This window comes from Paraburkholderia acidisoli (genome assembly GCF_009789675.1).
Lineage (GTDB): Bacteria > Pseudomonadota > Gammaproteobacteria > Burkholderiales > Burkholderiaceae > Paraburkholderia > Paraburkholderia acidisoli.
The window spans coordinates 1,983,525-2,009,721 of sequence record NZ_CP046913.1 but is presented as its reverse complement, the minus strand read 5'-3'; the positions used below and the strand labels follow the sequence as shown (position 1 = coordinate 2,009,721).

The following is a 26,197-nucleotide window of genomic DNA, read 5'->3' as shown; positions in this document are numbered from 1 at the left end:
GATGTCGATGATTAATCGTAGAAACGCCATATTTATTTCGCGCTTGCAAAACGCGCCAAAGGGGCGATAGAGTGCGCCAGAGAGGATGAGTGAATACGCGCAGGCGAATGGAGCGAGACATGAAAAGAGTGCCTGTCAATAGCGGTTTTCCAATGATTCGCGGTGCCGTCATGGGGCCCATCGTGCGCGCGCTCGACGCGGCGGGCGCCGACTGCGATGCACTGCTGGCCGAGTTCGGACTCACTCGCCGGCTGCTGTCCAATCCTTATGAAATCGTGGCACTCGGGCGCTATGTGGGTGCGTTCGAACGCGCGGCGCAAGTGCTCGACGAACCGTTTCTGGGTCTGCGTTTGGGCAGTGAGTTGCAACTCACCGAACTCGGTCCGGCGGGGCTCGTGTTCATGTCGTCGCCCACGCTGGGGGCCGCGATCCGAAAATTCACCGACGCACTCGGCTCGTGGCAGAGCGCCACGGCCGTGGACCTTGTGCGCGACAACGAATGGCCGATGTGGAGTTACCGCATCGCGCATACGCAAATCTGGCCGCGCCGCCAGGATGCGGAATACAGCGTCTCGGCCATGTGCCACATGATCCGTCTCGTGCGCGGTGCCGCGTGGCTGCCCGCCGAAGTGCATTTCGAACATGCGGCGCCCGCCGATCTCAAGCCCTACCTGCGCATCTTTCGCGTGCCCGTACGCTTTCAGCAGCCCGCGAGCGGCGTGATTCTTCATCCGCACGATCTCGACGCGCCGCTCAAGAGCGCCGACGTGCAGATGGCGCGCATGATGGAGCGCCACGCCACCGACCTCATCACGCGCGATACGCTGCCGCATTCGCTGGTCGATCAGGTCCGCGATATCGTGACGAGACGCCTCGCGCGCGAAAAGCTCGTGGTGGGCGACATCGCGAGGGATCTCGGTCTCTCCGACCGTTCGCTGCAGCGGCATCTCGCGGAGGCGGGCACCTCGGTGCGCGAGATCATTCGCGAGGAGCGCGAACGTAGCGTGGCCGTGCTGCGCGAGCAGGAGGGCATGACTAACGCGGCTGTGGCGCGCGCGGTGGGTTATGCCGATGCCACCGTGCTCTGGCGCGCCACGCGCAACTGGGGCAGAGCGGGCGCAAAGCGTTCGCGCTAATACGCTCTCGGCGAGCATGTCGAAAGCCAAGAGTAATTTTTAGAGCAAAATGACGATGCTCTCTCGTGCGGAAATTTAATCTGCATTCCGAATTAACCACCTGCTGCGCAATCGCATTAAGTGAAAACCCGCTCCGCCCTTGGCGCAATTTATCGAGAATTTGGCGCGTTGGGCGAAGTCGGCAACTTTTTTAGCTGCCTACCATGCGCTCCAATCGAATCTCGAAATTCGATTCATCGAGCCAGGGGCACGCGATCTTTCATCGTGTCGCATGGCGATCCCAGAACAGACACCAGCAGAGGCAACGATGAACGAACCGTATTCTTCCACTGGCCTCGTCGGCGACGACGCGGCCGTGGCGTCCCCGCGCGGCCTGCTCGGGCTATGGCAAATCGTGTTTCTCGTCATCTCGGCGGCGGCGCCGCTCACGGGCATGCTGGGGGCCGTGCCGCCCGCCATCAGTCTCGGCAATGGCGCGGGCATTCCGGGTGCCTTCGTGATCGCGGGCGTGGTGCTGCTCGTGTTCAGCGTGGGCTTTGCGTCGATGAGCCGCCATATCGTGCGCGCCGGCGCGTTCTATGCGTACATCACGGCAGGCTTCGGCCGGCCGATCGGCATGGCGGGCGCACTCGTGGCGCTGCTTTCGTACACCTGCATCCAGATCGCGCTGTACGGGTTATTCGGTTTCTTCTGCACCGTCGTGCTCGGCCCGCTCCTGCATAGCGCGATGCCGTGGTACCTGTATTCGTTCGTCTGCATCGCGATCGTGCAATTCACCGGGATTCGCGGCATTGATCTGAACAGCCGTCTGCTCGGCGTGCTCATGTGTCTCGAACTCGGCATCCTGCTGCTGCTGAGCGTGGCGATCGTGATGCATCGCGGCGGTCCCGACGGGTTGACGCTCGAACCGTTCGCGCCACGCCATGTATTCAGCGGGCATATGGGCATTGCGGTGATGTTCGCGCTCGCGTCGTTCATCGGTTTCGAAGCCACGGCCATTTATGGCAAAGAATGCCGCGATCCAAAAGTGACCGTGCCGCGTGCCACTTACGTTTCCGTCTCGCTGATCCTCGTGTTCTTCGCCTTCGTCACGTGGGCGATCGTGTGTGCGTATGGCGTGGGCAACGTCGTGGAGGTGGCGACGAAACAACCCGGCGACTTCTGGTTCATCCAGTCGACGAAATACCTGGGCGGCGGTGTGACCACGGCAATGAGTTTGCTGCTGCTTTCGAGCATCTTCGCGAGTCTGCTCTCGTTTCATAACACGATCGTGCGCTACATCCACGCACTGTCCGTGGAGGGCATACTGCCGGCCGCGCTCGACCGCCTGCATGCGAAATATCGTTCGCCGTATCTCGCGAGCTATCTGCAAACGCTTTCCGTCGCAGTGCCCGTGGCAGGGTTCGTTGCCGCCGGCAGCGATCCGTTCAACATCGTCTTCAGCTGGACCTCGGCGCTCGGCACGATCGGCATCGTCATGTTGCAGGCGGTGACGAGTTTTTCGGTGGCGGCGTATTTCCGCGCCACGAGGAAAGACACGCGCGTGTGGCACTCGCTGCTCGCACCCGTGCTCGGCGGCTTCGGCCTGCTCGCCATCGGCATCGTGCTGATCGGCAATCTCGACGCGCTCAGCGGCTCCGATAGCCCGATCGTGCGCGCGTTTCCCTGGGTCGTGCTCGCCGTCGCGCTGGCGGGCGTGGCGCTCGCGTTCGTGCTCAAGCGCACGCGGCCCGACATTTACGCGCGCTTCGGCCAGTAAGTTTTCGCGCGAGTCATTCGCGCCACGCCATCCGACTCATCAAGGGCGGCCGCGCGTCACGCGTGCCGCGCCCCGGTCGCGCTCGCCGTATCGGCCTGCTGTATCGATTCGTCGTGTCGGTTTCGCGATCTCTCTCATTCAAAAAGACAACGATATGGCAGAGCAATTCGTCAAGCGCGCGGCGCTGGCGCTGGCTTCGTGCACCCTTGCGATGGGCGCGCATGCGCAGTCTTCGGTCACGCTCTACGGCACCGTGGACGCCGGTGTGATCTATTCGACGAACCAGCAGAGCACCACGGCGAGCGGCGCCACGAGCGGCCACGCGAACTGGCAACTCGGCGGCGGCAACCTGGTGCCTTCACGGTGGGGCCTGACGGGCTCCGAAGATATCGGCGCGGGTACGACGGTCAATTTCACGCTGGAAAACAGCTTCTTTCAGCAGAACGGCGCGCTGTTGCAAAGCGGTACGCTATTCAATCGCAACGCGTGGGTGGGCGTGGCGAATAGCCGGTACGGCACGCTCACGCTGGGCCGCCAGTACGATCCGTTCTCCGACAATCTGGGCGCGTATGTGTCGAGCAACAATTGGGCAACGCTCTATGGCTCGCATTTCGGCGATGTCGACAATCTCAACGAGGCGTTCAACTTCAACAATTCGATCAAATACATAAGCCCGAATTTCGGCGGCTTTACGATAGGCGGCCTGTTCAGTCTCGGCGGCGTGGCGGGCGACTTCTCGCAGAACCGCGGCTGGTCGCTCGCGGCGAATTACACGAATGGGCCGCTGTCTTTCTCTGCGGGCGTGCTCGAATTGCGCAATCCCTTGCAGGCCGCGCTGGGCGGGGAGAGCGGCTATATCGGCGATCTGGGTTGCGCCAATGCCGACGCCGCCTACTGCGAACTCCAGAACGCGCAACGCATTCGCATTTACGGCGCAGGCGGCTCGTACGCATTCGGCAAATTCACGGTGGGACTCACTTACACTCACACGCGTCTTTCGCAGAGTCTCTATTTCGCGAGCGCGGCACAACCCCAGGGCGCGGATATCTCGTTCGATATCGCCGAGTTGAATACGTCGTGGCAATTCTCACCGGAATGGCAATTCGGCTTCGCGTACCTCTTTAACGACGCGCGTCCGAGCGGGGAGTCGTCCACGCGCGTGCATCAAATCAACCTGGGCACCGTGTACAACCTGTCGAAACGCACGGCGCTCTATGCCGTGGCAATCGGACAAAAGTCGTCGGGTGCGGGCCTGGGTATTGACGCGGCGGGCGGCGGCACGCGCAATCTCGCGCAAATTCCGAACCTCGTGAATTCGGATACCGACAAGCAACTCGCGGTCATGGCGGGTATTCGCCATAACTTTTGATTCACGCACGAAGCGATGGCGTGACTCGGCTTGACTCGACCTGAAGGGACGCGGCGCGGCGTGCTCGCGACCGGGCGCGCGTGGCCATGCACGCCCACGCGACGCCCGCGCGGTTCGGCAGTAGAATGTTCGGGTTCGCTTTTCGTGTGAGCCCGCGCATGAAAGTCGCCTTGTTCGTCCCTTGCTTCATCGACGCGTTCTACCCCGAAGTCGGCATTGCCACGCTCGAGTTGCTCGAGCGGCTCGGCTGCGAAGTCGACTATCCGCTCGAACAAACCTGCTGCGGCCAACCCATGGCCAATAGCGGCGCGCAGTCGGAGGCGGCCGGCGCGGAGCGCGTCTTCGCGCGGGCCTTCGCGGGTTACGACTATATCGTCGGACCTTCCGCGAGTTGCGTGAATCACGTGCGCGATCATTTCGACGCTATCGAGCAAACCGAAGAGGTCCGCAAGACCCGTCGCAGCGTGTATGAACTGGTGGAGTTTCTCCACGACGTACTCGGGGCGCGCGATTTTCCGTGGGCCGAATTCCCCTGGCGAGTGGGTTTGCACAATAGCTGCAGTGCGTTGCGCCACCTGCACGAAGCCTCCGTTTCCGAAATAGCGGGCACGCCGTTTTCCAAGCCGCTCGCGTTGCTCGAAAACGTGAAAGGCATCGAATTCGTCAAGCCCGCGCGTCCCGACGAATGCTGCGGCTTCGGCGGCACGTTCGCGGTGACGGAAGAAGCCGTCTCGGTGCGCATGGGGCAGGACAAGGTCATCGACCACGTGGGCGCCGGCGCGCAGTACATCGTTTCCGGCGACATGTCGTGTCTCATGCACCAGCAGGGCTGCGCGGAGCGCATGAATGCCGAAGTGCGTTTCATCCATATCGCGCAGGTCCTCAACGGGGCGCGCGAATGAAACGGGTCGAACACGCCAAACTCGCCGGTGAGTTTCTTTCGCATCCCGAGCACGTTGCCTTTCACGACAAACGCCTATGGGATTTGCGTTCCAAACGCGACGCGCAGGCGCACGCCATTCCCGAATGGGAAACGCTGCGCGCGCTCGCTTCGCAGATCAAGGCCCATACGCTTTCGCATCTCGCCGACTATCTGGATCAATTCACGCGTGAGGCGCAAGCGAATGGCGTACAGGTGCATTTCGCCGATACCGCCGACGAGCACAACACGATCGTGCATCGCATCCTGAGCGAGCGCGGCATGACGGCGCTCGTGAAGAGCAAGTCGATGCTCACCGACGAATGCGAGTTGCGCGCGTATCTGGAGATGCGCGGCGTGGCGGTCATGGAAACCGACCTCGGCGAACGTATTCAGCAACTCGACAGCGAGCCGCCCAGCCATATCGTCGTGCCCGCCGTTCACAAGTTGCGCGACGACGTGGCCACGGTGTTCGGCCGCACGATCGGCACCGACCCGCACAACAACGACATTCACTACCTCGCCGAGAGCCAGCGCATGAATACGCGGCCCTGGTTCGTGCGTGACCGGACGGCGGGCATGACGGGCTGCAATTTCGCGGTGGCCGAAACGGGCACCGTGGTGGTCTGCACGAACGAGGGCAACGCGGATCTTTCCGCCAACGTGCCGCCTTTGCATATCGTGTCGCTGGGCATCGAAAAACTCATTCCGCGGGTCTCGGATCTCGGCGTGTTCGTGCGCATGCTCTCGCGTAGCGCGCTCGGCTCGCCGATCACGCAATACACCTCGCATTTTCGCGCGCCGCGTCCGGGCGCGGAAATGCACTTCGTGCTCGTCGATAACGGCCGTTCCGAGCGGCTGGCCATGCCGGACTTCTGGTCGTCGCTCAAATGCATCCGCTGCGGCGCGTGCATGAATACCTGCCCCGTGTACCGACGCAGCGGCGGTCTTTCGTACGGCAGCACCTACGCGGGACCGATTGGCGCGATCATCAACCCGACCTTCGATCTCAAGCGCTTCAGCGGCTTGCCGTTCGCGTCCACGCTCAACGGCAGTTGCTCGAACGTGTGCCCCGTGAAGATCAACATCCACGAGCAGATTTATGCGTGGCGCCGGGTGATCGCGGCCCAGCACGAAGTGCCGTTCGTGAAGCAGGAGGTTATCAGGATGGCAGGGCGATTGCTCGGGAGTCCGACGCTTTATCGCGGTGCCGTGGCCTCGGTCGAAGGGGCGTTGCGGCGCTTGCCCAACTTCATGCTCTACAACCCGCTCAATATCTGGGGCCGGCAGCGCGATTTGCCGCAAGCGCCTTCGGCCACCTTCAACGCGTGGTATCGCAAGCATCGCAAAGGAGAGGGCCGTGGCTAATCGCGAGACCTTTCTCGCGCGTATTCGCGCCGCGCAACCCGCACCCGAAGCCTTGCCCGAGGTGCCGCTATTCGAATCGCCCGCGGGCGATCTGCGCGAACGCTTCGTGACCGCACTCAAGCTGATGGGCGGCCGCGAAGCGCAGGTCCAGCACGCCGCCGACGTGCACACGCTCATCCTCGAACGCTTCGGCGGCGAGGCCAGTGTGGCGTCGGCCACGCCCGAAGTCGCGGGCACGCGCGCGATCGACGCGAACACGCTGCCCGCGTCGCTCGAAAACGTCGACGTAGGTGTCGTGCGGGCGCGTTTCGGCGTGGCGGAGACGGGCTCCCTGTGGTTCAGCGAAGACGAGTACGTCGTCAATGCGCTCGGCTATCTCGTGCAGCATCTCGTGGTCTTGCTCGATCCCGCGCAACTCGTGGCCGGTTTGCAGGACGCGTATCGGCGTGACGACTTTCGCCACGCGCGTTATGCGGTGCTCGTGACCGGCCCGTCCGCCACCGCCGATATCGAAGGCGTGCTGATCCAGGGCGCGCAAGGCGTGCGGTCGCTCACCCTGGTGTGGCTGGCGCAACCCTGACGCTCACGGCGACCCACGATGGTCATCCACCTTCTTCTCCTGAGCGGTTTCTTGCTGGCGAGCATCGCGTTCGTGCAGGCCGCGAGCCTGCGCTGGGCGATCTCGGAGTCGGTGCTGCTCGCCGCGTGGGGCTTCGCGCTCGGCGGCATCTATCTCGTGAGCGGCGAGGCGTGGCCCGCGCTCGCGCAGAGTTTCGTCACCCCGGCGCTCGCGCCGCGCCTGCCGCCCGAGGCGTATCTCTGGATCTTTCTGCCGCCGCTCCTGTTCCAGGCGGCGCTCAGCGTGAACGTGCGCGAGATGCTCGGCGACGCCGCGCCCATTCTGTTGCTCGCGGTGGTGGCGGTGTTCGTCGCCACGGCCATGGTGGGCGGCGCCATCCGCTTGACGGGACTCGGTCCACTCGCCGACGGCCTGCTGCTCGGCGCGATGATCGCGACCACCGATCCTTCGGCCGTGCTCGCCGTGTTTCGCGAAGTGGGCGCGCCCGAGCGGCTCGTGCGACTCGTGGAAGGGGAGAGCCTGTTGAACGACGCCGCGGCGATCGCCATCGCGGGCGTGCTGATCGCCTCGTTTTCCGGCGACGCGGCAAGCCACGCGTCCCTCGGCGCGGCGTTGCGTTCGCTCGGCATCGCGCTGGGCGGCGGCCTGTTCGTGGGCGCGCTGGCGGGCCGCGCGTTCGCGTGGCTCGTGCCTGCGCTCGGCGGCGAGGGCAAGGCCGAGGTGTCGCTGAGTTTCGCGCTGCCGTACCCGCTCTTTCTGTTCGCCGATCACACGCTGCACGTCTCGGGCGTCGTGGCCGTGGTCGCGGCGGGGCTCGTCATCAGCGGACTAGGGCGCACGCGTCTTTCGCCAGTGAACTGGCAGCATCTGCAACTCATCTGGGAGCAGGTCGCGGCCATGGCGGGCGCGGCCATCTTTCTGCTCGCCGCCATGCAGATTCCGGGCACGCTGCGCAACGCGCACTGGATCGACCTGGTCGCGCTCGCCGTGGTCGTGGTGGCGGCACTCGTCGCGCGGCTCGTGGTCGTGTTCGGCATGCTGCCGCTGTTGAGCCGCCTGCGTCTCACCGAGCCCGTGAGCGCCGCCTACAAGCTCGTGATCGCGTGGGGCGGTTTGCGCGGCGCGGTCACGCTCGTGCTCGCGCTCGGGCTTGCGCAGGAAACGGCGCTGCCCGAATCCACGCGGCGTTTCGTGGCGATCCTCGCAACCGGCTTCGTGCTCGTGAGCCTCGTCGTCAACGGCACGTCGTTGAAGCTGCTGATCCGGCGTCTGCATCTCGACCTGCTCTCGCCGCAGGAGCAGGCGCTGCAGCAGCAGGCGGTGCAGCTTTCGTCGATCGGTGTCTCCGAGCGCGTGCACATGGCGGCACGCACGTTTCATATTGCCGATGCGATCGCCGACGACGCGTGTCACACCTTCCGGCACAGCATCGACATGGGCAAGACCGCGTTCGATATCGAAGCGGCGCTTTCGGAGCGCGAGCGGCTCGTCATCGGTCTCGTGACGCTCGCGAGCAAGGAGCGCGAACTGATTCCGCAGTACGGCAGCGGCATCATCACGATTCGCAACCTCGACGCGATGATGCAGAACACCGAAGTCATGATGGAGGAAGCGCGCCTGAAAGGGCGCATCGGCTATCAGCGCGCGGCCGCGAAAATTCTCGCGCAAACGCCGGAAATGCGCATCGCGCGTTGGCTATACCGCTGGCTGCGCATTCGGCAGCCTTACGGCGTCGCGCTCGCCGATCGTTTCGAACTCCTGATGTGTCGTCGTGTGGTGCTGCACCAGCTGATCGTCTTTAACGAAACGAGCATTACGCCGCTGCTCGGCGAGCGCATGGCGAAGCTGCTCACGACCGTGCTGAAGGGCCGTATCGACGCCGTCGAACGCGGTCTCGCCGAAGTGCGCGCGTGCTTCGGGCAGGCGGCCGGCGTGCTCGAGCGCCGCATGCTGCTGCTCTACGCGTTGCGCGAAGGGCGCGAACGCGTGGCCGCGATGTACGAGGACCGGTCCATTTCGAAGGAGATTTTCGATGCGATCCGGCGCGAGATGGACGGCGCCTGGAAGCTCGCGGTGCCGCGCGCGCATCTGGATATCGTGCCGTTCGAGGAGAGCGCGGTGCATGAAGTCCCTCACGAAGCACCGCACGAACTGCTGCACGACGCGCTGCACGACGCGCCCGCCGGATTCGACGATTCGCCATCCGCGCAGAGCGACGCCGCCGCCGCAACGCAGGTACCGAGGACACCGTCATGATGGAAGTGGGTTCGGCGGTGCTCGTGTTCGTGCTGCTGCTGGGCGGCACGGGACTCGGTTTGCTGCTGCGCCCGCTATTGCCCGAGGAACATCGCAAGCACGAAACGGTGCAGCTCGTGCAACTGGTGATCGGCATGCTCGTGACGTTCGCGGCGCTCGTGTTGAGCCTGCTGACCGCATCGGCGAAAACCAGCTTCGACACCGCGGCCAACGACATGCGCGCGTACGCCGCCGATCTGATTCAGCTCGATCAGCGCTTGCGCGATTACGGCCCTGAAGGCGCGACCGCGCGCACGCTGCTGCGCGCCTACACGGCGGGCGCGATCGCCTCCACCTGGACTCACGAAGCGCCGCCGCCTGGCAATTACTATCCGCGCGATCCCAACGTCAGCAACGACCATCTGGAAAGCGTCCCGCTGGGCGCGCTGCTGGATTCGGTGGGCGAGCAGATCAATCACCTCGCACCGCGCGACGCGTTTCATCAGTCCACGGCCAGCACGCTCGCGCAGTTGTTCGCGCGCGTCACCGACACGCGCTGGCGCATTATCGAAGAGGCGCCGGGCACGATCTCGGGTCCGTTCTTCACGATGCTCGTGCTCTGGCTGATCCTGATCTTTCTGAGCTTCGGTCTGGTGTCGCCGCACAACGCGCTCGCGACGGTGCTGATCGTGCTCGGCACGGTGTCGATTTCCTCGGCGGTGTATGTGATCGTCGATCTCGACACGCCGTTCAGCGGGCAACTGATCGTGCCGAGCGGCGCGATGCGCGACGCGCTCGCGCACATGAACCGGCCGTAGCGATGCGCTAGACTCGCGGGCCGTGACGACAAAGGAGATTGGCGATGTTGCGCAAGACGCTCAATGCCTCGCGCCTGCAGGCGGAAGTACAGCGCCGTTTGCACAAGCTTCAGGAAGTGGTGGAAGACGGCGTGAAGATCGGCGTGCCACGCCCGCAATGGCAAACGCCCGGGCGGGACGGCTGCAACTGGACGATGCGCCACTTCGGCAATGCGGCGGGTTTCGAGGCGAGTATCGAACGCGTGCTCGCGCAGGTGCGGGCCGAATACAACCTCGCGAGTGCGCCCGATGAAACTCAGGCCGAAGCCAGCGATGCGATAAACGACGAGACGCGTGAAGAAAACCGCCACGAAAACCGCGACCCGTTCGGCGGTACGCAGCGCGCGGCGGCCGCGAATCCGTTCGGCGATGCGAAAGCGGCGGCGGGGAAGGTCGATCCGTTCGGCGCCATAAAAAAGCCCGCTGACGAAGCGGGCGATGGGTCCGGCGACAACGCGGTGAAGAAGCGGCCCGCCAATCCGTTCGGCGATTGACGGGCGGCGTGGCTTAACTCGCGTCGCTCGCGTCCTTGCGCGGGCGGCGCGCCCGCGCTTTCTTGGCGGCGGGCGCTTTCGCCGCGGGTTCAGCCGGAGTTTCGGCAACCGGTGCGGGCGCCACGGCCGGCGTATCGTGTTCGGCCGCGACCGCCTTATCCTTCTTGGGGGCCTTTTTGCGCGCGGGGCTCTTGCGCGCCGTTTTGCGGGCGCGCGACGGCGCCGGGGCTTCCGCTTCGGCGGCTTGCGCCTCGTCCTGCGAATCCGGGTACGAGTCTGAACGCGCTTCTTCGCGCGCTTCTTCGTGCCTTCGTTCGCGCGATCGTTCGCGCGTCTCGCGTTGCGGGCTCACCTCGGTGTCGTCGTCATCCGCCGCGAACGGCAGCCTGGATTCGCGCTCCTCGTACGCGGCTTCCCACACCGGCGTAAAGCCCTCCGCCGCGTCGAACGCCATCTCGTGCTGGGCATCGTGCGCCGTATCCATTTGCGCGTCGTGCGCGCCTTGGGTATCGCCTGCTTCGTGGGCCGCATTGCCACGCCCGTTGCGGCGGCCCTTGCGACGCCCGCGCGGCTCGTCCTGACGCGGCGCGCGCGTTTCTTCAACGACGTCGGCCGCTTCCGCTGCGGAAACCCCGAGCGGCGGCGGGTTCAGACGCGACACCCACGTACCTGACTTGTCGTCGCGGCCCACTTCGAGCAAGCCGCGCGACTGCGCTTCTTCAAGCAGATTGCCGAACGCGCGAAAGCCGTAGCGCGTTTCGTTGAAGTCGGGGCGGCGGCGCTTGATCGCGCTCTTGAGCACGGACGCCCAGATCTTGCCGCTCTCGCCGCGTTCGATCACGAGCGCGTCGAGCGTTTCGATCGCGAACGCCACGGCCTTGCTCTTGCGGTCTTCGCTGTCCTGCTTCGGCTGGCGCTCGTCGCCGCCCGCGCGCTTCGCGCTTTCGGCCTTGCTCTTCGCGCGCGCCTGCTGCTCGCGTGCGAGTTCGCGCACGAGATCGTCGTAGAAGATGAATTCGTCGCAGTTCGCCACGAGCAGGTCGGAGGTGGAGTGCTTCACGCCCACGCCGATCACTTTCTTCGCGTTCTCACGCAACTTGGAGACGAGCGGCGAGAAGTCGGAGTCGCCGCTCACGATCACGAACGTGTCCACGTGCGATTTCGTGTAGCAGAGATCGAGCGCGTCCACGACGAGGCGAATATCGGCGGAATTCTTGCCTGACTGGCGCACGTGCGGAATTTCGATCAACTCGAAGCTCGCTTCGTGCATGCCCGCCTTGAAGCCCTTGTAGCGTTCCCAGTCGCAGTACGCCTTCTTCACGACGATGCTGCCCTTGAGCAGCAGCCGCTCGAGCACGAGCTGAATATCGAAGCGGTCGAACTTCGCGTCGCGCACGCCGAGCGCCACGTTCTCGAAGTCGCAGAACACCGCCATGCTGACGTTTTCCTGAGGGGAGGCCATGTGATTCGTTCATTCCATCTGCTGTACCAACGCACATGATAGCCGGTTGCGCGGGCACGGGCCCCGATTCGGCAAACGTGCACCCGGTGCGCGCCCGCGCTCGTTGCGCGCGCAATCGTGTCACTCGATGGCAATTTGCGAACGATCGGTCAAAAACAGCTTTCATTTTCATGGAAACGTCATCGACGCTTCGTAAGCTTGCGCGTCCCGTTCATTCGGTATCGAACGGGTACCAAAAAAGGTGCACACCACCTCATACCTATAACGACTCGACACTCAGAGGACTTCCCATGGCCGTTCACTCCCGGGGCAAGCGCTTTGCCGCGTTGCCTTTCACGCGCTTTGCCACGCGCGTTATCACGTATTGCGCCGCGCTTTTCGCCGCCTTGTTTGTCGCGTTCTTCGTGAGCGCCTGCGGTTCGTCGGACAAGACGGCGTCGCTCGCCGGCAGCACGCAGCAGATCAAGCACGTCTTCATCATCACGCTCGAAAACGAGAACTACACGACCACCTTCGGCGCGAATACCAAGGCGCCGTATCTCGCGAATACGCTTACCGCGCAGGGCGCGCTCGTGCAGCAGTACTACGGCACGGGCCACGTGAGTCTCGACAATTACATTTCGATGATCAGCGGCCAGTCGCCCACGCTGCAAACCGACAACGACTGCACGACCTATGCGGACTTCAGTCTCACGGGCATGACGGCGGATGGCCAGGCGATCGGCACGGGCTGCGTGTATCCGGCGAGCGTGAAAACGATCGCGGACCAGCTCACGGCGGCGAAATACACGTGGAAGGGCTACGAGGGCGACATGGGCAACGACCCCGCGCGCGAAGCGGCAACCTGCGGCCACCCGGCGCTCGGCACGACCGACCTCACCAATACGCAGGAAGCCCCGAACGCGACCACGCCCGCCGGCGACTCGTACGCCACGCGCCACAATCCGTTCATGTACTTTCATTCGATCATCGACTCGCCCGACTGCGCGGCCAATGTCGTGAATCTGGACAAGCTCACGACCGATCTGCAGCAGGTGTCGACCACGGCGAACTTCAACTTCATCACGCCGAGCACCTGCGACGACGGCCACGACGCGCCGTGCGCGAATGGCGCGACCGGTGGCCTCGTGTCCGCCGACGCCTTCCTGCAGAAGTGGGTGCCCGTCATTACCGCGTCGCCCGCATTCAAACAGGACGGACTCCTGATCATCAACTTCGACGAAAGCAGCTACGCCTCGGTATCGATGCCGAACGCCACCGAAGTGGACTTCGCCTTCTCGGGCGATACCTGCTGCAGCCAGCAACCGGGCCCGAACCTCGGCGCGTTCCCGCAGAGCGCGAAGATGGGCACCGTGCCCGCCGCGTATCTCTCGTCGCTCGGCATCAACGCAACGGGTCTCTCGGGCAACATCGACCTCGTGCTCGCGAAGCAAAGCTACGGCGGCGACCGCACGGGCGCGGTGATGATCTCGAAGTTCATCAAGCCGGGCACGGTCTCGACGGTGCAGTACAACCACTATGCGATGCTCAAGAGTATCGAGGACATGTTCGGTCTCGGTTACCTCGGTTACGCGGGGCAGACGGGGCTTGCGGGCTTCGGCAAGGATATCTTCACGAATCTCTAAGCCGATGAGCGTTTTCTTCGCAAGCCACACGGCACGCCGCGCCGTGGCAGCGCTGCGCGTCGCCGCCGCGGTCGTCATGACCGCGGCGGCGGTATGCGCCGTCACGCCGGCGCGCGCGGCGCCGCCCGCGTCCGTCTCGACCACGCCGCCCGTGCTGAGCGACATTGCCTCGCTCGGCAAGCTGATCTTCAACGATCCCGCGCTTTCGGCCTCGGGCCGCATGTCGTGCGCGAGCTGCCATAGTCCCGCGCACGCGTACGGTCCGCCCAACGGCCTCGCCGCGCAAATGGGCGGCCCCGACCTGCGTTCGCAGGGCACGCGCGCGGTGCCCACGCTCGGCTACGTGCTCAACCGCACGCCGGTGTGGACGCACGTGCAGGCGGCCAGCATCTTCGAGCGACTCACCGACGCCGACAGTCCGCCTTCGGGTGGATTCGCGTGGGACGGGCGCTTCAATACGCTGCACGACCAGGCGCTGTTCCCGCTCTTCAACGCGAACGAGATGGCCAATCGCGACGCGGGCGCCGTGGTCGCGAGACTCGAACGCGCGCCGTACGCCGCGCGTTTCCGGCAAGTGTTCGGCGAGACGATTTTCGTCTCGAAGGACATGGCGCTGCGTCAGGCAATGCGGGCGGTCGAGCGCTACGAACTCGAGGAGCCGGGCTTTCACCCGTATTCGAGCAAGTTCGACGCGTATCTCGACGGCGAGGCGCAACTCACTGCGAGCGAGTTGCGCGGCATGAAGCTGTTCGACGACCCGGCGCGCGGCAATTGCGCGTCATGTCATATCGATCAGCGCGGCGCGAATGGCGCGCATCCGCTGTTCACCGACTTTCAGTTCGAGGCGCTGGGCGTGCCGCGCAATCCCGAACTGCGCGCGAATCGCGATCCGCGCTATTACGACGAAGGCCTGTGCGGTCCAATTCGCACCGACGTCGCGAAGAACCGTCTCTACTGCGGTCTGTTCAAGACGCCCACGCTGCGCAACGTGGCCACGCGCCAGGTGTTCTTCCACAACGGCCGCTTCCACACGCTGCGCGAGGCGCTGCGTTTCTACGTGGAGCGCGACACGAATCCGGCGAAGTGGTATCCGAAAGATGCGCACGGCCGCGTCGTGAAGTTCGACGACCTGCCGCCCGCGTTGCGCGCCAACGTGGATACGGTCGACGAACCGCTCACGCGCAAGCCCGGCGAGCGGCCCGCATGGAACGAGCACGATATCGACGACGTGATGGCCTTCCTCAAAACGTTGAACGACGGCTACCGTCCCGCGCGTCGATCCACCGCGCAATCGGCGGCCGCGACCGCAACTGCGACGTTGGCCGCGACGAAACGCTGAGGATATCGAACGAATCTCAGCGCGGGATGTAACCGAGCAAGCCGCTCGCGGCGGCCGCCTCGGTGCGCAAGGCGCGACCGATGGCGCCGTCGGGCGACGCGTCGAAGCCGCCCGAGGCGCCGAGCGCCGTGAGCACGGCGCAGAGTTTGCCGGTCTGGTCGAAGAGCGGGGCGGAGACGGCACTGATGCCCTTGAGATTCGTGTCGCGCACGCTCGCGCATTGCGTGGCCTGCACGTCGCGCCGCAATGCGCCGATCGGGTCGCGGGCGTCGAGCGCGCCGCGCAGTTCGGCGTTGGCGTGCGCGAGTTCTTCTTCCGCGAGCGCGAGCACGCGCGTGTCGTCGAGCAGGCCGAGGAAGAGGCGTCCCGTGGACGACCACAGCAGCGGCATCACCGAACCCACGCGCACGTTCACGGTCACGGGCAGCCCCGGCTCCTCGAAGCGAATGATGGTGGGCCCCTTGTTGCCCATCACCGCGACGAACGACGTCACTTCGAGCGATTCGCGCAGGCGCACGAGCGCCGGTTCGGCAATGCGCACGGGGTCGGCCTGACGCATGGCGGCCACGCCGATCATCATCGCCTCGGCGCCGAGCAGATATTGCTGCGTGGCCGTGTCCTGCGCCACGAGACCTTCTTCGATCAGGCTCACCAGATAGCGGTGAACCTTCGCGGGACTTTCCCCCACAGCCGCCGCAAGTCCCGACAAACTCGCCCGCCCGCCCAGACGCGCGAGGCCTTTGAGCACGGCCATGCCCGTTTGCGCCGATTGCACGCGCTGACGGCGTTCACGCGGCGCCGCGCCGGCATCGCGCGGGGGCGTGCCGGACTGCGCGGCGGCGTTCGACGCGGGTTTAGGGGCTTTCTCTCGGGCGGGTTTACGGCTTTCCATTGGCGCAGGTACGAAGCGATGAAGGCAATAGGCGGGATTTTAGGGGACGCATACCGGCGCGGTGTATCCGGGGCGTTGCAGGTTAACCCCTATCTCTGAATTACGCATTGCGTACTAGAGTTACGCAAAACGCGATTCCGCATCGACGCAGGAGACAATCATGAGCCAGACTCCCTCTCAATCGGGCCAGAACGCGGCCGGCTTAGGCGCGGCCGGCTCAGGCGCGGCCGGCCCAGGCGCGCTTTCGCGTTGCCCGTTTCCGCATGGCGCGGCAACGGCAGCCGTCACGCCTGCCGCAGCGGGTTGTCCCGTCAGTGCCAACGCGGCCGCCTTCGATCCGTTCAGCGACGGTTATCAGCAGGACCCGCCCGAATACGTGCGCTGGGCGCGCGAGCAGGAACCGGTGTTCTACAGCCCGCAACTCGGCTACTGGGTCGTCACGCGCTACGACGACATCAAGGCGATCTTTCGCGACAACCTCACGTTCTCGCCGTCCATCGCGCTCGAAAAGATCACGCCCACGGGCCCCGAGGCCAACGCGGTGCTGGCGTCGTACGGCTTTGCCTTGAACCGCACGCTCGTGAACGAAGACGAGCCCGCGCACATGCCGCGCCGCCGCGCGCTGATGGAGCCGTTCACGCCCGAGCATCTCAAGCATCACGAACCGATGGTGCGCAAGCTCACGCGCGAATACGTGGACCGTTTCATCGACGACGGCCGCGCCGATCTCGTCGATCAGATGCTGTGGGAAGTGCCGCTGACCGTGGCGCTGCATTTTCTCGGCGTGCCCGAAGAGGATATGGACCTGCTGCGCAAGTATTCGATCGCGCATACGGTCAATACGTGGGGACGTCCGCGCCCGGAAGAGCAGGTCGCGGTGGCGCACGCGGTCGGTAACTTCTGGCAGTTCGCGGGCAAGGTGCTCGACAAGATGCGCCAGAACCCCGACGGTCCCGGCTGGATGCAATACGGCATTCGCAAGCAGAAGGATCATCCTGACGTTGTTACGGATTCCTATCTGCATTCGATGATGATGGCCGGCATCGTGGCCGCGCACGAAACCACGGCCAATGCCACCGCGAATGCGATGAAGTTGCTGCTGCAGCATCCGCACGCATGGCGCGAGATCTGCGAAGACCCGAGCCTGATTCCGAACGCGGTGGAAGAGTGCCTGCGCCACAACGGCTCGGTGGCCGCGTGGCGGCGTCTCGCGACGAAAGATGTGCAGATCGGCGGCATCGACATTCCGGCGGGCTCGAAGCTCCTGATCGTGACGTCGTCGGCGAATCACGACGAGCGTCATTTCGCCGATGCCGATCTGTTCGACATTCGCCGCGACAACGCGAGCGATCACGTCACGTTCGGCTACGGCTCGCATCAGTGCATGGGCAAGAATCTCGCGCGCATGGAGATGCAGATCTTCCTCGAAGAGTTCACGCGCCGCCTGCCGCACATGCGGCTCGCCGAGCAGACCTTCAGCTACGTGCCCAATACGTCGTTTCGCGGTCCCGAGCATGTGCTCGTGGAATGGGACCCCGCGCAGAACCCCGAACGCGTGAACGCGGCGGTGCGCGACGCGCAGGTGCCGGTGCGCATCGGCGAGCCTTCGGCGCATGCGTTGAGCCGGCCCGTGGTGGTCGAGCGTGTCGAAGTCCCCGCGGATGGCATCGTGCATCTGCGCCTCGTCGCGCCGGACGGCGCCACGCTGCCGCGTTGGGCGCCGGGCGCGCATATCGACGTCGAATGCGGCGACACGGGGCTCTCGCGCCAGTATTCGCTGTGTGGCGACCCGGCCGACACGCGCGCGTTCGAGATCGCCGTGCTGCGCGAAGCGCAAAGCCGCGGCGGCTCCGCATGGGTGCACGACACGCTGCGCGTGGGCGCGCGTCTGAAGATTCGTGGACCGCGCAACCATTTCCGTCTCGACGAAGAAGGGCGCCGCGCGATCTTCATCGCGGGCGGCATCGGCATCACGCCCGTGAGCGCAATGGCGCGTCGCGCGCGCGAACTCGGTATCGACTACGAATTGCATTACAGCGGCCGCTCGCGCGCCACGATGGCTTTCGTCGACGAACTCACGCAACTGCATGGCGAGCGCTTTCATCTGCACGTGTCCGACGAAGGGTCGCGCAACGACTTCGCCGCCCTGAACGTGGACGACGCCACGCGCGTGTACGCGTGCGGTCCCGCGTGCATGCTCGAGGCGCTGGAATCCTGCAGCGCGAACTGGCCCGACGACGCGCTGCGCGTGGAGCACTTCGCGGTGACGAGGGGCACGCTCGATCCCGCGCACGAGCGCGCGTTCGAAGTCGAGTTGAAGGATTCGGGGCTGGTGCTCAACGTGGCCGCCGATCAGACCGTGCTCGACGCGCTGCGCCGCGCCAATATCGACGTGCAGAGCGATTGCGAAGAAGGCCTGTGCGGCTCGTGCGAAGTGCGCGTGCTCGCGGGCGAGATCGATCACCGCGACGTCGTGCTCACGCGCGCGGAACGCGACACGCAAACGCGCATGATGACCTGCTGCTCGCGCGCGAAATGCGGCCGGCTGGTGCTGGAACTGTAGTAACAGAAACGCGCAAATCGATCATAACGAGCGCAACGATAAAACACCTTGAAACAAGGGCTTTGGAGGCAAGCATGAAACAAACCGTGGAGGTCACCGGCGTCATCGACGAAAGCCGGTTCGGACCGTGGCAACTGCTCGTGGTCGTGCTATGCGCACTGTGCCTCGTGATGGACGGTTTCGACGTCCAGGCGATGGGCTACGTGGCGCCGGTGGTGATACGCGAGTGGGGCATTGCGAAGGAAACGCTCGCGCCCGTGTTCGGCGCGGGCCTGTTCGGCATGCTCGTGGGTTCGCTCACGTTCAGCGCGCTCGCCGACAAGATCGGCCGCCGCCCCGTGCTGATCGGCGCGACGCTGTTCTTCTCGGCATGCATGCTCGCAACGGGCTTCGCGCACTCGATCGGCGAACTCGTGGCGTGGCGTTTCGTGGCGGGCCTCGGCCTCGGTTGCATCATGCCCAACGCAATGGCGCTCGCGGGCGAATACAGCCCGCGCCGCATGCGCGTGACGCTCATGATGATCGTCTCGTGCGGCTTCACGCTCGGCGGCGTGCTTGGCGGTTTGATCACGGCGGCGTTGATTCCGGCGTTCGGCTGGCGCGCGGTGTTCTTCGTGGGCGGCGCGATTCCGCTCGTGCTCGGTGTGCTGATGTGGCTCGCGCTGCCGGAGTCGATCCAGTTCCTGTTGTTCCGTCAGGCGGGCAAGCGCAGCGGCGGCGCGAATGCGCGCGTGCGCCGCAATCTTTCGCGCATCGCGCCGGCGCTCGCGTTGTCCACGGAGACCGAATTCACCACCACGGAAACGCGCTCGCGCGGCGTGCCCTTCGTCGAGCTGTTCAAGGAAGGCCGCGCGCGCGTCACGCTGCTGCTGTGGATCGTGAACTTCGCGAATCTGCTCGATATGTATTTCCTCTCGAACTGGTTGCCGACCGTGATCCGCGAGGCCGGTTATTCGACGCAGACCGCGGTGCTCGCGGGCACGGCGCTGTGGGGCGGCGGTGTGATCGGCACGCTCCTGCTCGGTCGCGTCATCGACATCGTGGGCTTCACGCGCGTGCTCGCCACGACGTTCCTGATCGCCATCGTGACCACGGCGGCCATCGGCAATCCCGCCGTGATGGTCTCGGTCGTGGCGATGTTCGTGGCGATCTTTCTCACGGGCTTTTCGATCATCGGCGGGCAACCCGCGCTCAATGCGCTCGCGGCCACGTACTACCCCACGTCGCTGCGTTCGACCGGCATCGGCTGGAGTCTCGGCATCGGGCGCATCGGCTCGGTGGTCGGCCCCGTGCTGGGCGGCGCGCTGATGCATCTGCAATGGTCGTCGTCGTCGCTGTTCATCGCGGCGGCGGTGCCCGCCTGCGTGTCGCTCGCGGGTATCGTCGCGATTCATCGCTCGCAAGGCGGGGGCCGCCCGGCGGCGGGAGGCAAGCATGCGGCGACGCAGATGGAGTGACTGGCGCGAACGCCTGCGCCGTGCCGCGCAGGCCGGCGCACGGCGCTCGCACGGGCATCGCCGCGTAACGGACGGCGCCGCTCTCGCGCGCTGTGCCGATCGCGCGGCCGCCACCGCGCGCTGGCGGGTGAGCGCGAACCGCTAACGGCGGCGTTCCTCGAGCGCAGAAAGATCGAGACGAAAAACGTCTCGATCTTTTTTTTCGTCTGCACGTGTGCGCGAGCGAGCCGCGAATCGGGCGTAGCATGAGACCTCCAAACGGAGGATCACGATGCCGGACACGCCTACGCCCTCGCTGCGCGCATGGATCGACAAAACCGAAACGCTCACCGACGAGATCACCGCTTTTCCGTTACGCGCGCTGGCCGCGACGCTCGATCGCGACACGCCCGCGCATGACGTGCCGCCGCTATGGCATTGGCTCTACTTTCTGCCGGTTGCGCCGCTCGCCGCAGTGGGCGCGGACGGCCATCCCCTACGTGGCGGCTTTCTGCCGCCCGTCGACTTGCCGCGCCGCATGTGGGCGGGTGGACGCCTGAGCTTTCATGCGCCGCTGCGTGCGGGACACCCAGCCACGCGCACCTCGACCATTGCCAATATCGAAGACAAGACCGGCCGCAGCGGGCGGCTCGTGTTCGTGACGGTCGAGCATCGTTACGAGCGCGGCGGCGAATTGTGTATCGAGGAAGAGCACGACATCGTCTATCGCGATGCCGCGCAGGCGGGAGCGAGCGCGCCGAGGCCCAAGGCCGCGCCGCAGGGCGAGACATGGTCGCGCACGTTGACGGCCGACGCCGTCATGCTGTTCCGCTATTCGGCGCTCACTTTCAACGGTCATCGCATTCACTACGATTTCCCGTACGTGACGCAAGAAGAGGGCTATCCGGGTCTCATCGTGCATGGGCCGCTCATCGCGACCTTGCTGCTCGATCTCGTGCATCGCGAAGCGCCCGAGGCCAAGGTGGCGACGTTCGCGTTTCGCGCCGTGCGACCCCTGTTCGCGGGCAACGCGTTCACGCTATGCGGCAGGCGTGCCGCCGACGGCCGCTCCGTCGACCTTTGGGCGAAGGATCACGAAGGCTGGCTGGCGATGCAGGCGAGCGCCACGTTCGAGTGACGCCGTTCGTGGTGCGCGATTCCTGGTGACCGGATCGCGCGGCAAACGTCGCGAGTACGCGACGCGATTGCACACAGGTTCCATGCAATCGCGCAAGCATTTCATGCAGTCGCTCAAGCGTCTTACACGAACGCGCAAGCGCTCAGCGCAGCTGCGCGAATGCGATCAGCAACACCATGCCGCCGATGGCGCCGTCGAGTACGCGCCACGCGCCGGCGCGCTTGAAGAGCGGCGCGAGCGCGCGCGCGCCGTAGCCCAGCCCGACGAACCACACGGCGCTCACGGCCATCGCGCCGATCGCGAACGCAAGCCGGCTGCCTTGCGGCTCGCGCGCGCCGGCCGTGCCGATCAGCAAAAACGTGTCGAGGTACACATGCGGATTGAGCCACGTGAACGCGAGCGTCATGAGCATGATGGGCCATGCGCGCTGATCGGCAACGGGTTGGGCGGTGTTGCCGTCGAGCACGGCATGCGTGGGCCGCACCGCGCGACGCAGCGCGCCGATGCCGAACCACACGAGCCACGCGAGCCCCGCGTAGAGCACGAGGTGCACGAAGGTCGGATAGCGCTCGACGAGCGCCGAAGCGCCGCCTACACCTGCGCCGATCAGGATGAAGTCCGAGAGCGTGCACAACACGACGATCTTGCCGATGTGCGAGCGCGAAATGCCTTGGCGCAGCACGAAGGCGTTCTGCGCGCCGATGGTGACGATGAGCGACGCGCAAAGCGCCGCGCCGTGGGTGAAGGCAAGCCAGTTCATGATCGATGCGAGAAAAATGGAGCGATACGGCCGCGTTGCGGATTGGCGCTTGAGGCGGGCCCGGCGCGGCTTCAGCGCGGCTCCGACGCGGCGCCGCTTGCATGTCGATTAGAGGTCGAATGCAAGTCGATTTCACGCCCATGCCGCGCGGGTTCGCGTGCCGCTTGACGAGCCGCGTGGACAGCTGCGGAAAACGAAGCTAGTCTGCCGTCATGAGCGAGTTTAGAAAAGCTCATTTTCTTTAACTGGATTAAGGAACGCTAATGTTCGACTACGCGTTGCTTGACGCGCTCGGCGCGGTCGTGCGTCACGGTTCGTTCGACCGCGCCGCCGGAGCGCTCAACGTCACGCCCTCCGCGGTCTCGCAGCGCGTGAAGTTGCTGGAGGAGCGCGTGGGCGCCGTGCTCGTCAAACGCGGCCAGCCCTGCGTGGCGACGGCCGCCGGCGCGCTGCTGTGCCGTCACACCGAGCGCGTGCAATTGCTCGAAGCGGAACTGGGCGGCGCGATGCCGAGCTTTCCCGACGCTATCGGCGCGGCGCGTCCCACGCTGCGCGTGGCTGTCAACGACGACAGTGTGGGCACGTGGTTCATCGACGCCGTGGCCGACTTCTGCGTCGAGCGCGGCATCCTGCTCGACCTCGTGATCGACGATCAGGACCACACCGCGCAACGCATGCGCGATGGCAGCGTGCAAGGCGCGCTCACGACCCAGGCCGAGCCGGTGCAAGGTTGCCGCTCCACGCGGCTCGGGCGCATGCGCTACCTCGCGGTGTGCTCGCCCGCGTTTTTCGAGCGCTATTTCGCACAAGGCGTCTCCCGCGACTCACTGCGGCTTGCGCCTTGCGTCGAGTTCAATCCCAAGGATCAGCTGCAAAAGCGCTTCATTCGCCGCATCACGCGCGCGCAGGTGGACGCGCCACTGCACTGGATTCCGCACGTCGCGGGTTTCCTGCGCTGCTGCGTGAGCGGGCTCGGCTGGGGCATGTGTCCCGAGCGCATGATCGCGCCGCATCTCGCGCGCGGCGAACTCGTCGAACTCACGCCGGGCCGCGTGCTCGACGTCGATCTCTATTGGCAGAGCTGGCGGCTCTCGATTGGCTGGCTCGACGATTTCGGCACGATGCTCAAGCGTCGCGCGGGCGAATTCCTCGATCAGGGGCGCGGCGCCTGAGCGAGAGCCAGACCGGAACGCGGAACGGGCACCGGCATCATGCGCGAACGAGGTTCGTCCGCGCTTCGTCATGCCTTTGCCTTTAACGGTCTATTCAATAGGGCCTTGCCGCGCGCAAACGTTACCGTCATGGTGTGTCGAGCTGGGTGCGGGTACCGCTCGCAAGGGTGGCTTGCAAGTGTGATTGGCAAGCGGCGCATTGCCGGTTCGGTGCCGCGTTGACGTGGATTCGTATGCGCAAACTTGTCGCGATTGCCAATGCCAGGACAGCCGAGGCCTAAAGCGATGCGTCAGACAATTCGCCGCGCTATTCAGACGAATTCAGTGCGTTTCAGATTCTATTAATCATTTTTCAAATGATGGAATGCAGCGAAACGATAAAGGACGATCTGAATGTGCTGCGGGTGAAGAAATTACCTGTCAATAGACTGACATTTCACATCGGAAAACCTCGGTCATCCCGTCTGCAAAAAAGAGGCTTGCGTTTCATTGATGACCTGTGTCACGCGCGCGTGTGCGAGTTGCGGGCTTCATGCGCGAGATCGCGGAAAACGGCCACAGTGGCCGCTGAACCGCCGGTCGCGACAATCGGTCGCTGCAAAGCGCCGCACAATTCGCTTATCCCATGAATGGAACGAGAAGGGCGGAACAGATGGGAGGGCGGTTATTTTTTCCGCTTGAGTTTGTTAAGTATCATCAAATCGGAAAAAGTTTCGAACGTAAAGAAACGAGCATTGATGGAACGTGATGAAAACGCAAAGTGGTATCACCACCATTTGTTTGCGTTTGGCATTATCGTGTGAAAGTTATGTTTTTCCCTGTGGATTACGAGTTGGACACGCTATAATCCGGACGTGGCAGAGTGCTTATTCGACCGGCATATTTGAATCGTTTCCACGTGCACGAGGTGCATTATGACGAAATTAGATACCGGCAGCGTTTGGCAACAAACCATTGACCTGCTGTCCGCCGCGTCGGAGCCCTTGGGCCTGGACGGCGACTTCGAAGTCAGTGGCAGAACCTGCAAACCGGTACCCATCACGCGCGGCGCATCGGAAGCGGCCAATCGGAGGCGCGCCACCGTACGCTCGTGGGATGCGCAAGGCATTACCTTGATCCGGCGTCATGATCCGGACAGCATCACCGTTTGTTGGAGCGACGCCACCTACGGCCGGTATTCCGACCAGTTATGGCGCGTCTGTACCGCGCGTCGCAGCGCCGTGTGTGCGCTCACCGGCGAAAAGATTCGTCGTGGCGACGCCGTGTTTCGCCCGAGCCCGAATCGCCGTCATCGTCCGGCCAATGCCGACGCGATGATCCTCGCGAGTAAGCTTGACAACCTGCCGAACGCCGTCGTGGCTGCGCGTCTCGACGAGGCGCTGGCTGCCTGAGTGCGCTGTGGCGTGCCGCGGGCACGCATCGCAAGGCTGGTTGGCCTGGCGTGTTGAGCGGGTTTAGATAGCAGACCGAAGTTGTACCGAACGGCGCCCACTGGGCGCCGGTTTCGTCTTGCGTGCGTGTTTTTGCGTGAAAACCGCCTGGCGAGCGGGGCGCAGGCGGGCAGGCAAGTTCTTGCGCGCATGCGCAACCGGGCTCGCCCGCCGGGTCTTGCCGGCCTGACGCGTGGTGTATGCCCGATCCTGGCGCGCCTTGCCACGCGCTCGAGTAGCGCCCATCCTTCTGCTCGGCATACGACGGGTTGCCACGACAGCGCAACCCGCTTGGACCTCGCCGAGCCACCTGCCGGAACCACCGCCGCAACTCTTTTACGCGACCTGCTGCCCTTCATCCGTTGCGCCTGCCCGCACGTAGGTGCAGCGCGGGCGCAACCGGTCAAACCTTCGCGTCGTTGGCGCTTTCTTCTTCGAGCGCGTCGCGCGTCTCGGGCATCGCGAGCCACACGAGCACCACGGCCGCGGCACCCGCGCTCGCGAGGCCGAGGAAGCTCACCGTGTTGCCGAAGTGATCCGCAACGAAGCCGGCCAGCGCTGTCGAGAGTGTCGCGCCGATCCCCGCCGAGAGCCCGAAGAGCCCGATACACAGGTTGTAGCGGCCCTTGCCACCGGCCACGTCGGCGGCGATCAGCGGCAGCATCACGCCGAACACGGCGGCGGAGAGCCCGTCGAGCATCTGCACCGGCACGAGGAAGTACGGGTTGCCGACCGCCGCGAACAGCAGCGCGCGCACCGGCAGCGCCGAAAAGCCGAGGATCAGCACGGGGCGGCGGCCCCACGCCTGCGCGGTGCGGCCGACCCACGGCGACATCAGCGCGACGATGGCCTGCGGCACGATGATGCACGCCGCGATCACGAGTTGCACGTTGTCGCCCATGCCCGCCGTCACTTCGCCCGCGGCGAGGTTGAGCATGGCCGCGTTCGAGAGGTGGAACAGGATCACGCACGCGGCGAAGCACAGCATGCGCTTGTCGCGCAGCAGGTCGAACAGCGTCTCGCGCGAATCGCTGGCCGCGCCATTTGCGCCGCCGGTGCCGGGCTTGGGCGCGTGCGAGGCCTGGGCCGCCTTGCGGTCGTATTCGATCATCGCGAGCGCGACCAGCGCGGGCAGCGCGAGCGCCGCCGTCAGCCAGAACACGGCGCGCGGCGAGACGTATTCGCCGCACAGGCCCATCAGGCCCGCCGCCACGGCACTGCCGATCGAGGCCCAGCGCGCGTTGCGGCCGAGCCGGTCGCCGAGATTCTGGCGGCCGACCAGCGCGAGCGCGAGCGCCGCCATCGCCGGGACGAGCATGCAGCTCGCGAAGCCGTGGAACACTTCGGCCGCCATCACCGGGACGACGGTCGGGCTCACCGCGAGCAGCATGGCCGAGGCGATGATCGCGATGATCGCCCACGCGGCGGCGGCCTTCTTGTTATGCAGCGCGTCGACGGCCGCGCCGCCGGGCACCTGGCTCACCATCGCGCTGATCGTGCCGACCGAAAGCGCCAGGCCGATCTCGCCCTGGGTCCATTTGTGCGACGCCAGATACGAAGCGATGAACGGCCCGAAGCCCGTCTGCACGTTCGCGACGAAGAAGTTGAGCCAGTCGAGCGCGCGAACGCTGCGCAGGCTGGGATTGGGTTGTTGCATCATGCC

19 protein-coding genes and 1 pseudogene are annotated in these 26,197 nt (G+C 65.0%); 16 read left to right on the top strand and 4 right to left on the bottom strand.

All coding sequences use genetic code 11. The features are described from left to right. The first annotated feature begins 119 nt into the window (after window positions 1–119). From FAZ98_RS08725 to FAZ98_RS08685, 9 genes and pseudogenes are all read left to right on the top strand, one after another. On the top strand, window positions 120–1,136 hold the full coding sequence (locus FAZ98_RS08725; RefSeq protein WP_158950684.1) for an AraC family transcriptional regulator ligand-binding domain-containing protein: 1,017 nt from the start codon (window positions 120–122) through the stop codon (window positions 1,134–1,136). A gap of 307 nt (window positions 1,137–1,443) precedes the next feature. Beyond that, window positions 1,444–2,895, top strand: a complete 1,452-nt coding sequence (locus FAZ98_RS08720; RefSeq protein ID WP_158950681.1) for an APC family permease — start codon at window positions 1,444–1,446, stop codon at window positions 2,893–2,895. Between the two features lie 154 nt (window positions 2,896–3,049). Next, a complete protein-coding gene (locus FAZ98_RS08715; RefSeq protein WP_158950679.1) occupies window positions 3,050–4,264 on the top strand; it encodes a porin in 1,215 nt (404 codons plus the stop codon). 158 nt (window positions 4,265–4,422) lie between these two features. Next, window positions 4,423–5,166, top strand: a complete 744-nt coding sequence (locus tag FAZ98_RS08710; RefSeq protein ID WP_158950677.1) for a (Fe-S)-binding protein — start codon at window positions 4,423–4,425, stop codon at window positions 5,164–5,166. After that, window positions 5,163–6,551 carry a lactate utilization protein B gene (locus tag FAZ98_RS08705; protein WP_158950675.1) on the top strand — a complete coding sequence of 463 codons (1,389 nt, stop codon included), beginning with the start codon at window positions 5,163–5,165 and terminating at the stop codon, window positions 6,549–6,551. Before FAZ98_RS08710 ends, FAZ98_RS08705 begins: the two co-directional genes overlap by 4 nt. Further along, complete coding sequence (locus FAZ98_RS08700) at window positions 6,544–7,131, top strand: LutC/YkgG family protein (protein ID WP_158950673.1); 588 nt, start codon at window positions 6,544–6,546, stop codon at window positions 7,129–7,131. Before FAZ98_RS08705 ends, FAZ98_RS08700 begins: the two co-directional genes overlap by 8 nt. A gap of 18 nt (window positions 7,132–7,149) precedes the next feature. Beyond that, on the top strand, window positions 7,150–9,387 hold the full coding sequence (locus FAZ98_RS08695; RefSeq protein ID WP_158950671.1) for a cation:proton antiporter: 2,238 nt from the start codon (window positions 7,150–7,152) through the stop codon (window positions 9,385–9,387). Next, window positions 9,384–10,184: a bestrophin-like domain gene (locus tag FAZ98_RS08690; RefSeq protein ID WP_158950669.1), complete on the top strand. Its 801-nt coding sequence runs from the start codon at window positions 9,384–9,386 to the stop codon at window positions 10,182–10,184. The genes FAZ98_RS08695 and FAZ98_RS08690 overlap by 4 nt, the downstream gene beginning before the upstream one ends. Window positions 10,185–10,228: 44 nt before the next feature. Then, window positions 10,229–10,465: pseudogene (locus FAZ98_RS08685) on the top strand (hypothetical protein); the annotation flags it as partial. A gap of 265 nt (window positions 10,466–10,730) precedes the next feature. On the opposite strand, the gene FAZ98_RS08680 reads toward FAZ98_RS08685, so the two are convergent. After that, window positions 10,731–12,179, bottom strand: a complete 1,449-nt coding sequence (locus FAZ98_RS08680; RefSeq protein ID WP_158950667.1) for an NYN domain-containing protein — start codon at window positions 12,177–12,179, stop codon at window positions 10,731–10,733. Window positions 12,180–12,469: 290 nt separating this feature from the next. Here FAZ98_RS08680 and FAZ98_RS08675 point away from each other — a divergent pair, with 290 nt between their 5' ends. Together FAZ98_RS08675 and FAZ98_RS08670 are read left to right on the top strand one after the other, a co-directional pair. Continuing rightward, complete coding sequence (locus tag FAZ98_RS08675; RefSeq protein WP_158950665.1) at window positions 12,470–13,804, top strand: alkaline phosphatase family protein; 1,335 nt, start codon at window positions 12,470–12,472, stop codon at window positions 13,802–13,804. A gap of 4 nt (window positions 13,805–13,808) precedes the next feature. Next, entirely contained in the window at window positions 13,809–15,143 is a 1,335-nt protein-coding gene (locus FAZ98_RS08670) for a cytochrome-c peroxidase (RefSeq protein ID WP_158950663.1), read from the top strand. A gap of 16 nt (window positions 15,144–15,159) precedes the next feature. On the opposite strand, the gene FAZ98_RS08665 is transcribed toward FAZ98_RS08670, so the two are convergent. Next, window positions 15,160–16,035 (bottom strand): IclR family transcriptional regulator, encoded by an 876-nt coding sequence (locus FAZ98_RS08665; RefSeq protein ID WP_158950661.1) that lies wholly within the window; start codon window positions 16,033–16,035, stop codon window positions 15,160–15,162. 160 nt (window positions 16,036–16,195) lie between these two features. Between FAZ98_RS08665 and FAZ98_RS08660 the strand changes: the two genes are divergently transcribed. The 3 genes from FAZ98_RS08660 (at window position 16,196) to FAZ98_RS08650 (ending at window position 21,172) form a co-directional block, all read left to right on the top strand. Continuing rightward, entirely contained in the window at window positions 16,196–18,598 is a 2,403-nt protein-coding gene (locus FAZ98_RS08660) for a cytochrome P450/oxidoreductase (RefSeq protein WP_158950659.1), read from the top strand. Between the two features lie 74 nt (window positions 18,599–18,672). Beyond that, entirely contained in the window at window positions 18,673–20,055 is a 1,383-nt protein-coding gene (locus FAZ98_RS08655; protein WP_158950657.1) for an MFS transporter, read from the top strand. A gap of 271 nt (window positions 20,056–20,326) precedes the next feature. Next, window positions 20,327–21,172, top strand: a complete 846-nt coding sequence (locus tag FAZ98_RS08650; protein WP_158950655.1) for an FAS1-like dehydratase domain-containing protein — start codon at window positions 20,327–20,329, stop codon at window positions 21,170–21,172. A gap of 142 nt (window positions 21,173–21,314) precedes the next feature. Here FAZ98_RS08650 and FAZ98_RS08645 read toward each other — a convergent pair whose 3' ends face one another. Further along, window positions 21,315–21,932 carry a LysE/ArgO family amino acid transporter gene (locus tag FAZ98_RS08645; RefSeq protein ID WP_158950653.1) on the bottom strand — a complete coding sequence of 206 codons (618 nt, stop codon included), beginning with the start codon at window positions 21,930–21,932 and terminating at the stop codon, window positions 21,315–21,317. Between the two features lie 263 nt (window positions 21,933–22,195). Between FAZ98_RS08645 and FAZ98_RS08640 the strand changes: the two genes are divergently transcribed. Beyond that, window positions 22,196–23,104 carry a LysR family transcriptional regulator ArgP gene (locus tag FAZ98_RS08640; protein WP_158950651.1) on the top strand — a complete coding sequence of 303 codons (909 nt, stop codon included), beginning with the start codon at window positions 22,196–22,198 and terminating at the stop codon, window positions 23,102–23,104. 914 nt (window positions 23,105–24,018) lie between these two features. Next, entirely contained in the window at window positions 24,019–24,495 is a 477-nt protein-coding gene (locus FAZ98_RS08635; RefSeq protein WP_158950649.1) for a DUF3331 domain-containing protein, read from the top strand. 442 nt (window positions 24,496–24,937) lie between these two features. On the opposite strand, the gene FAZ98_RS08630 is transcribed toward FAZ98_RS08635, so the two are convergent. Then, a complete protein-coding gene (locus tag FAZ98_RS08630; RefSeq protein WP_158950647.1) occupies window positions 24,938–26,194 on the bottom strand; it encodes an MFS transporter in 1,257 nt (418 codons plus the stop codon). Window positions 26,195–26,197 lie beyond the last annotated feature (3 nt).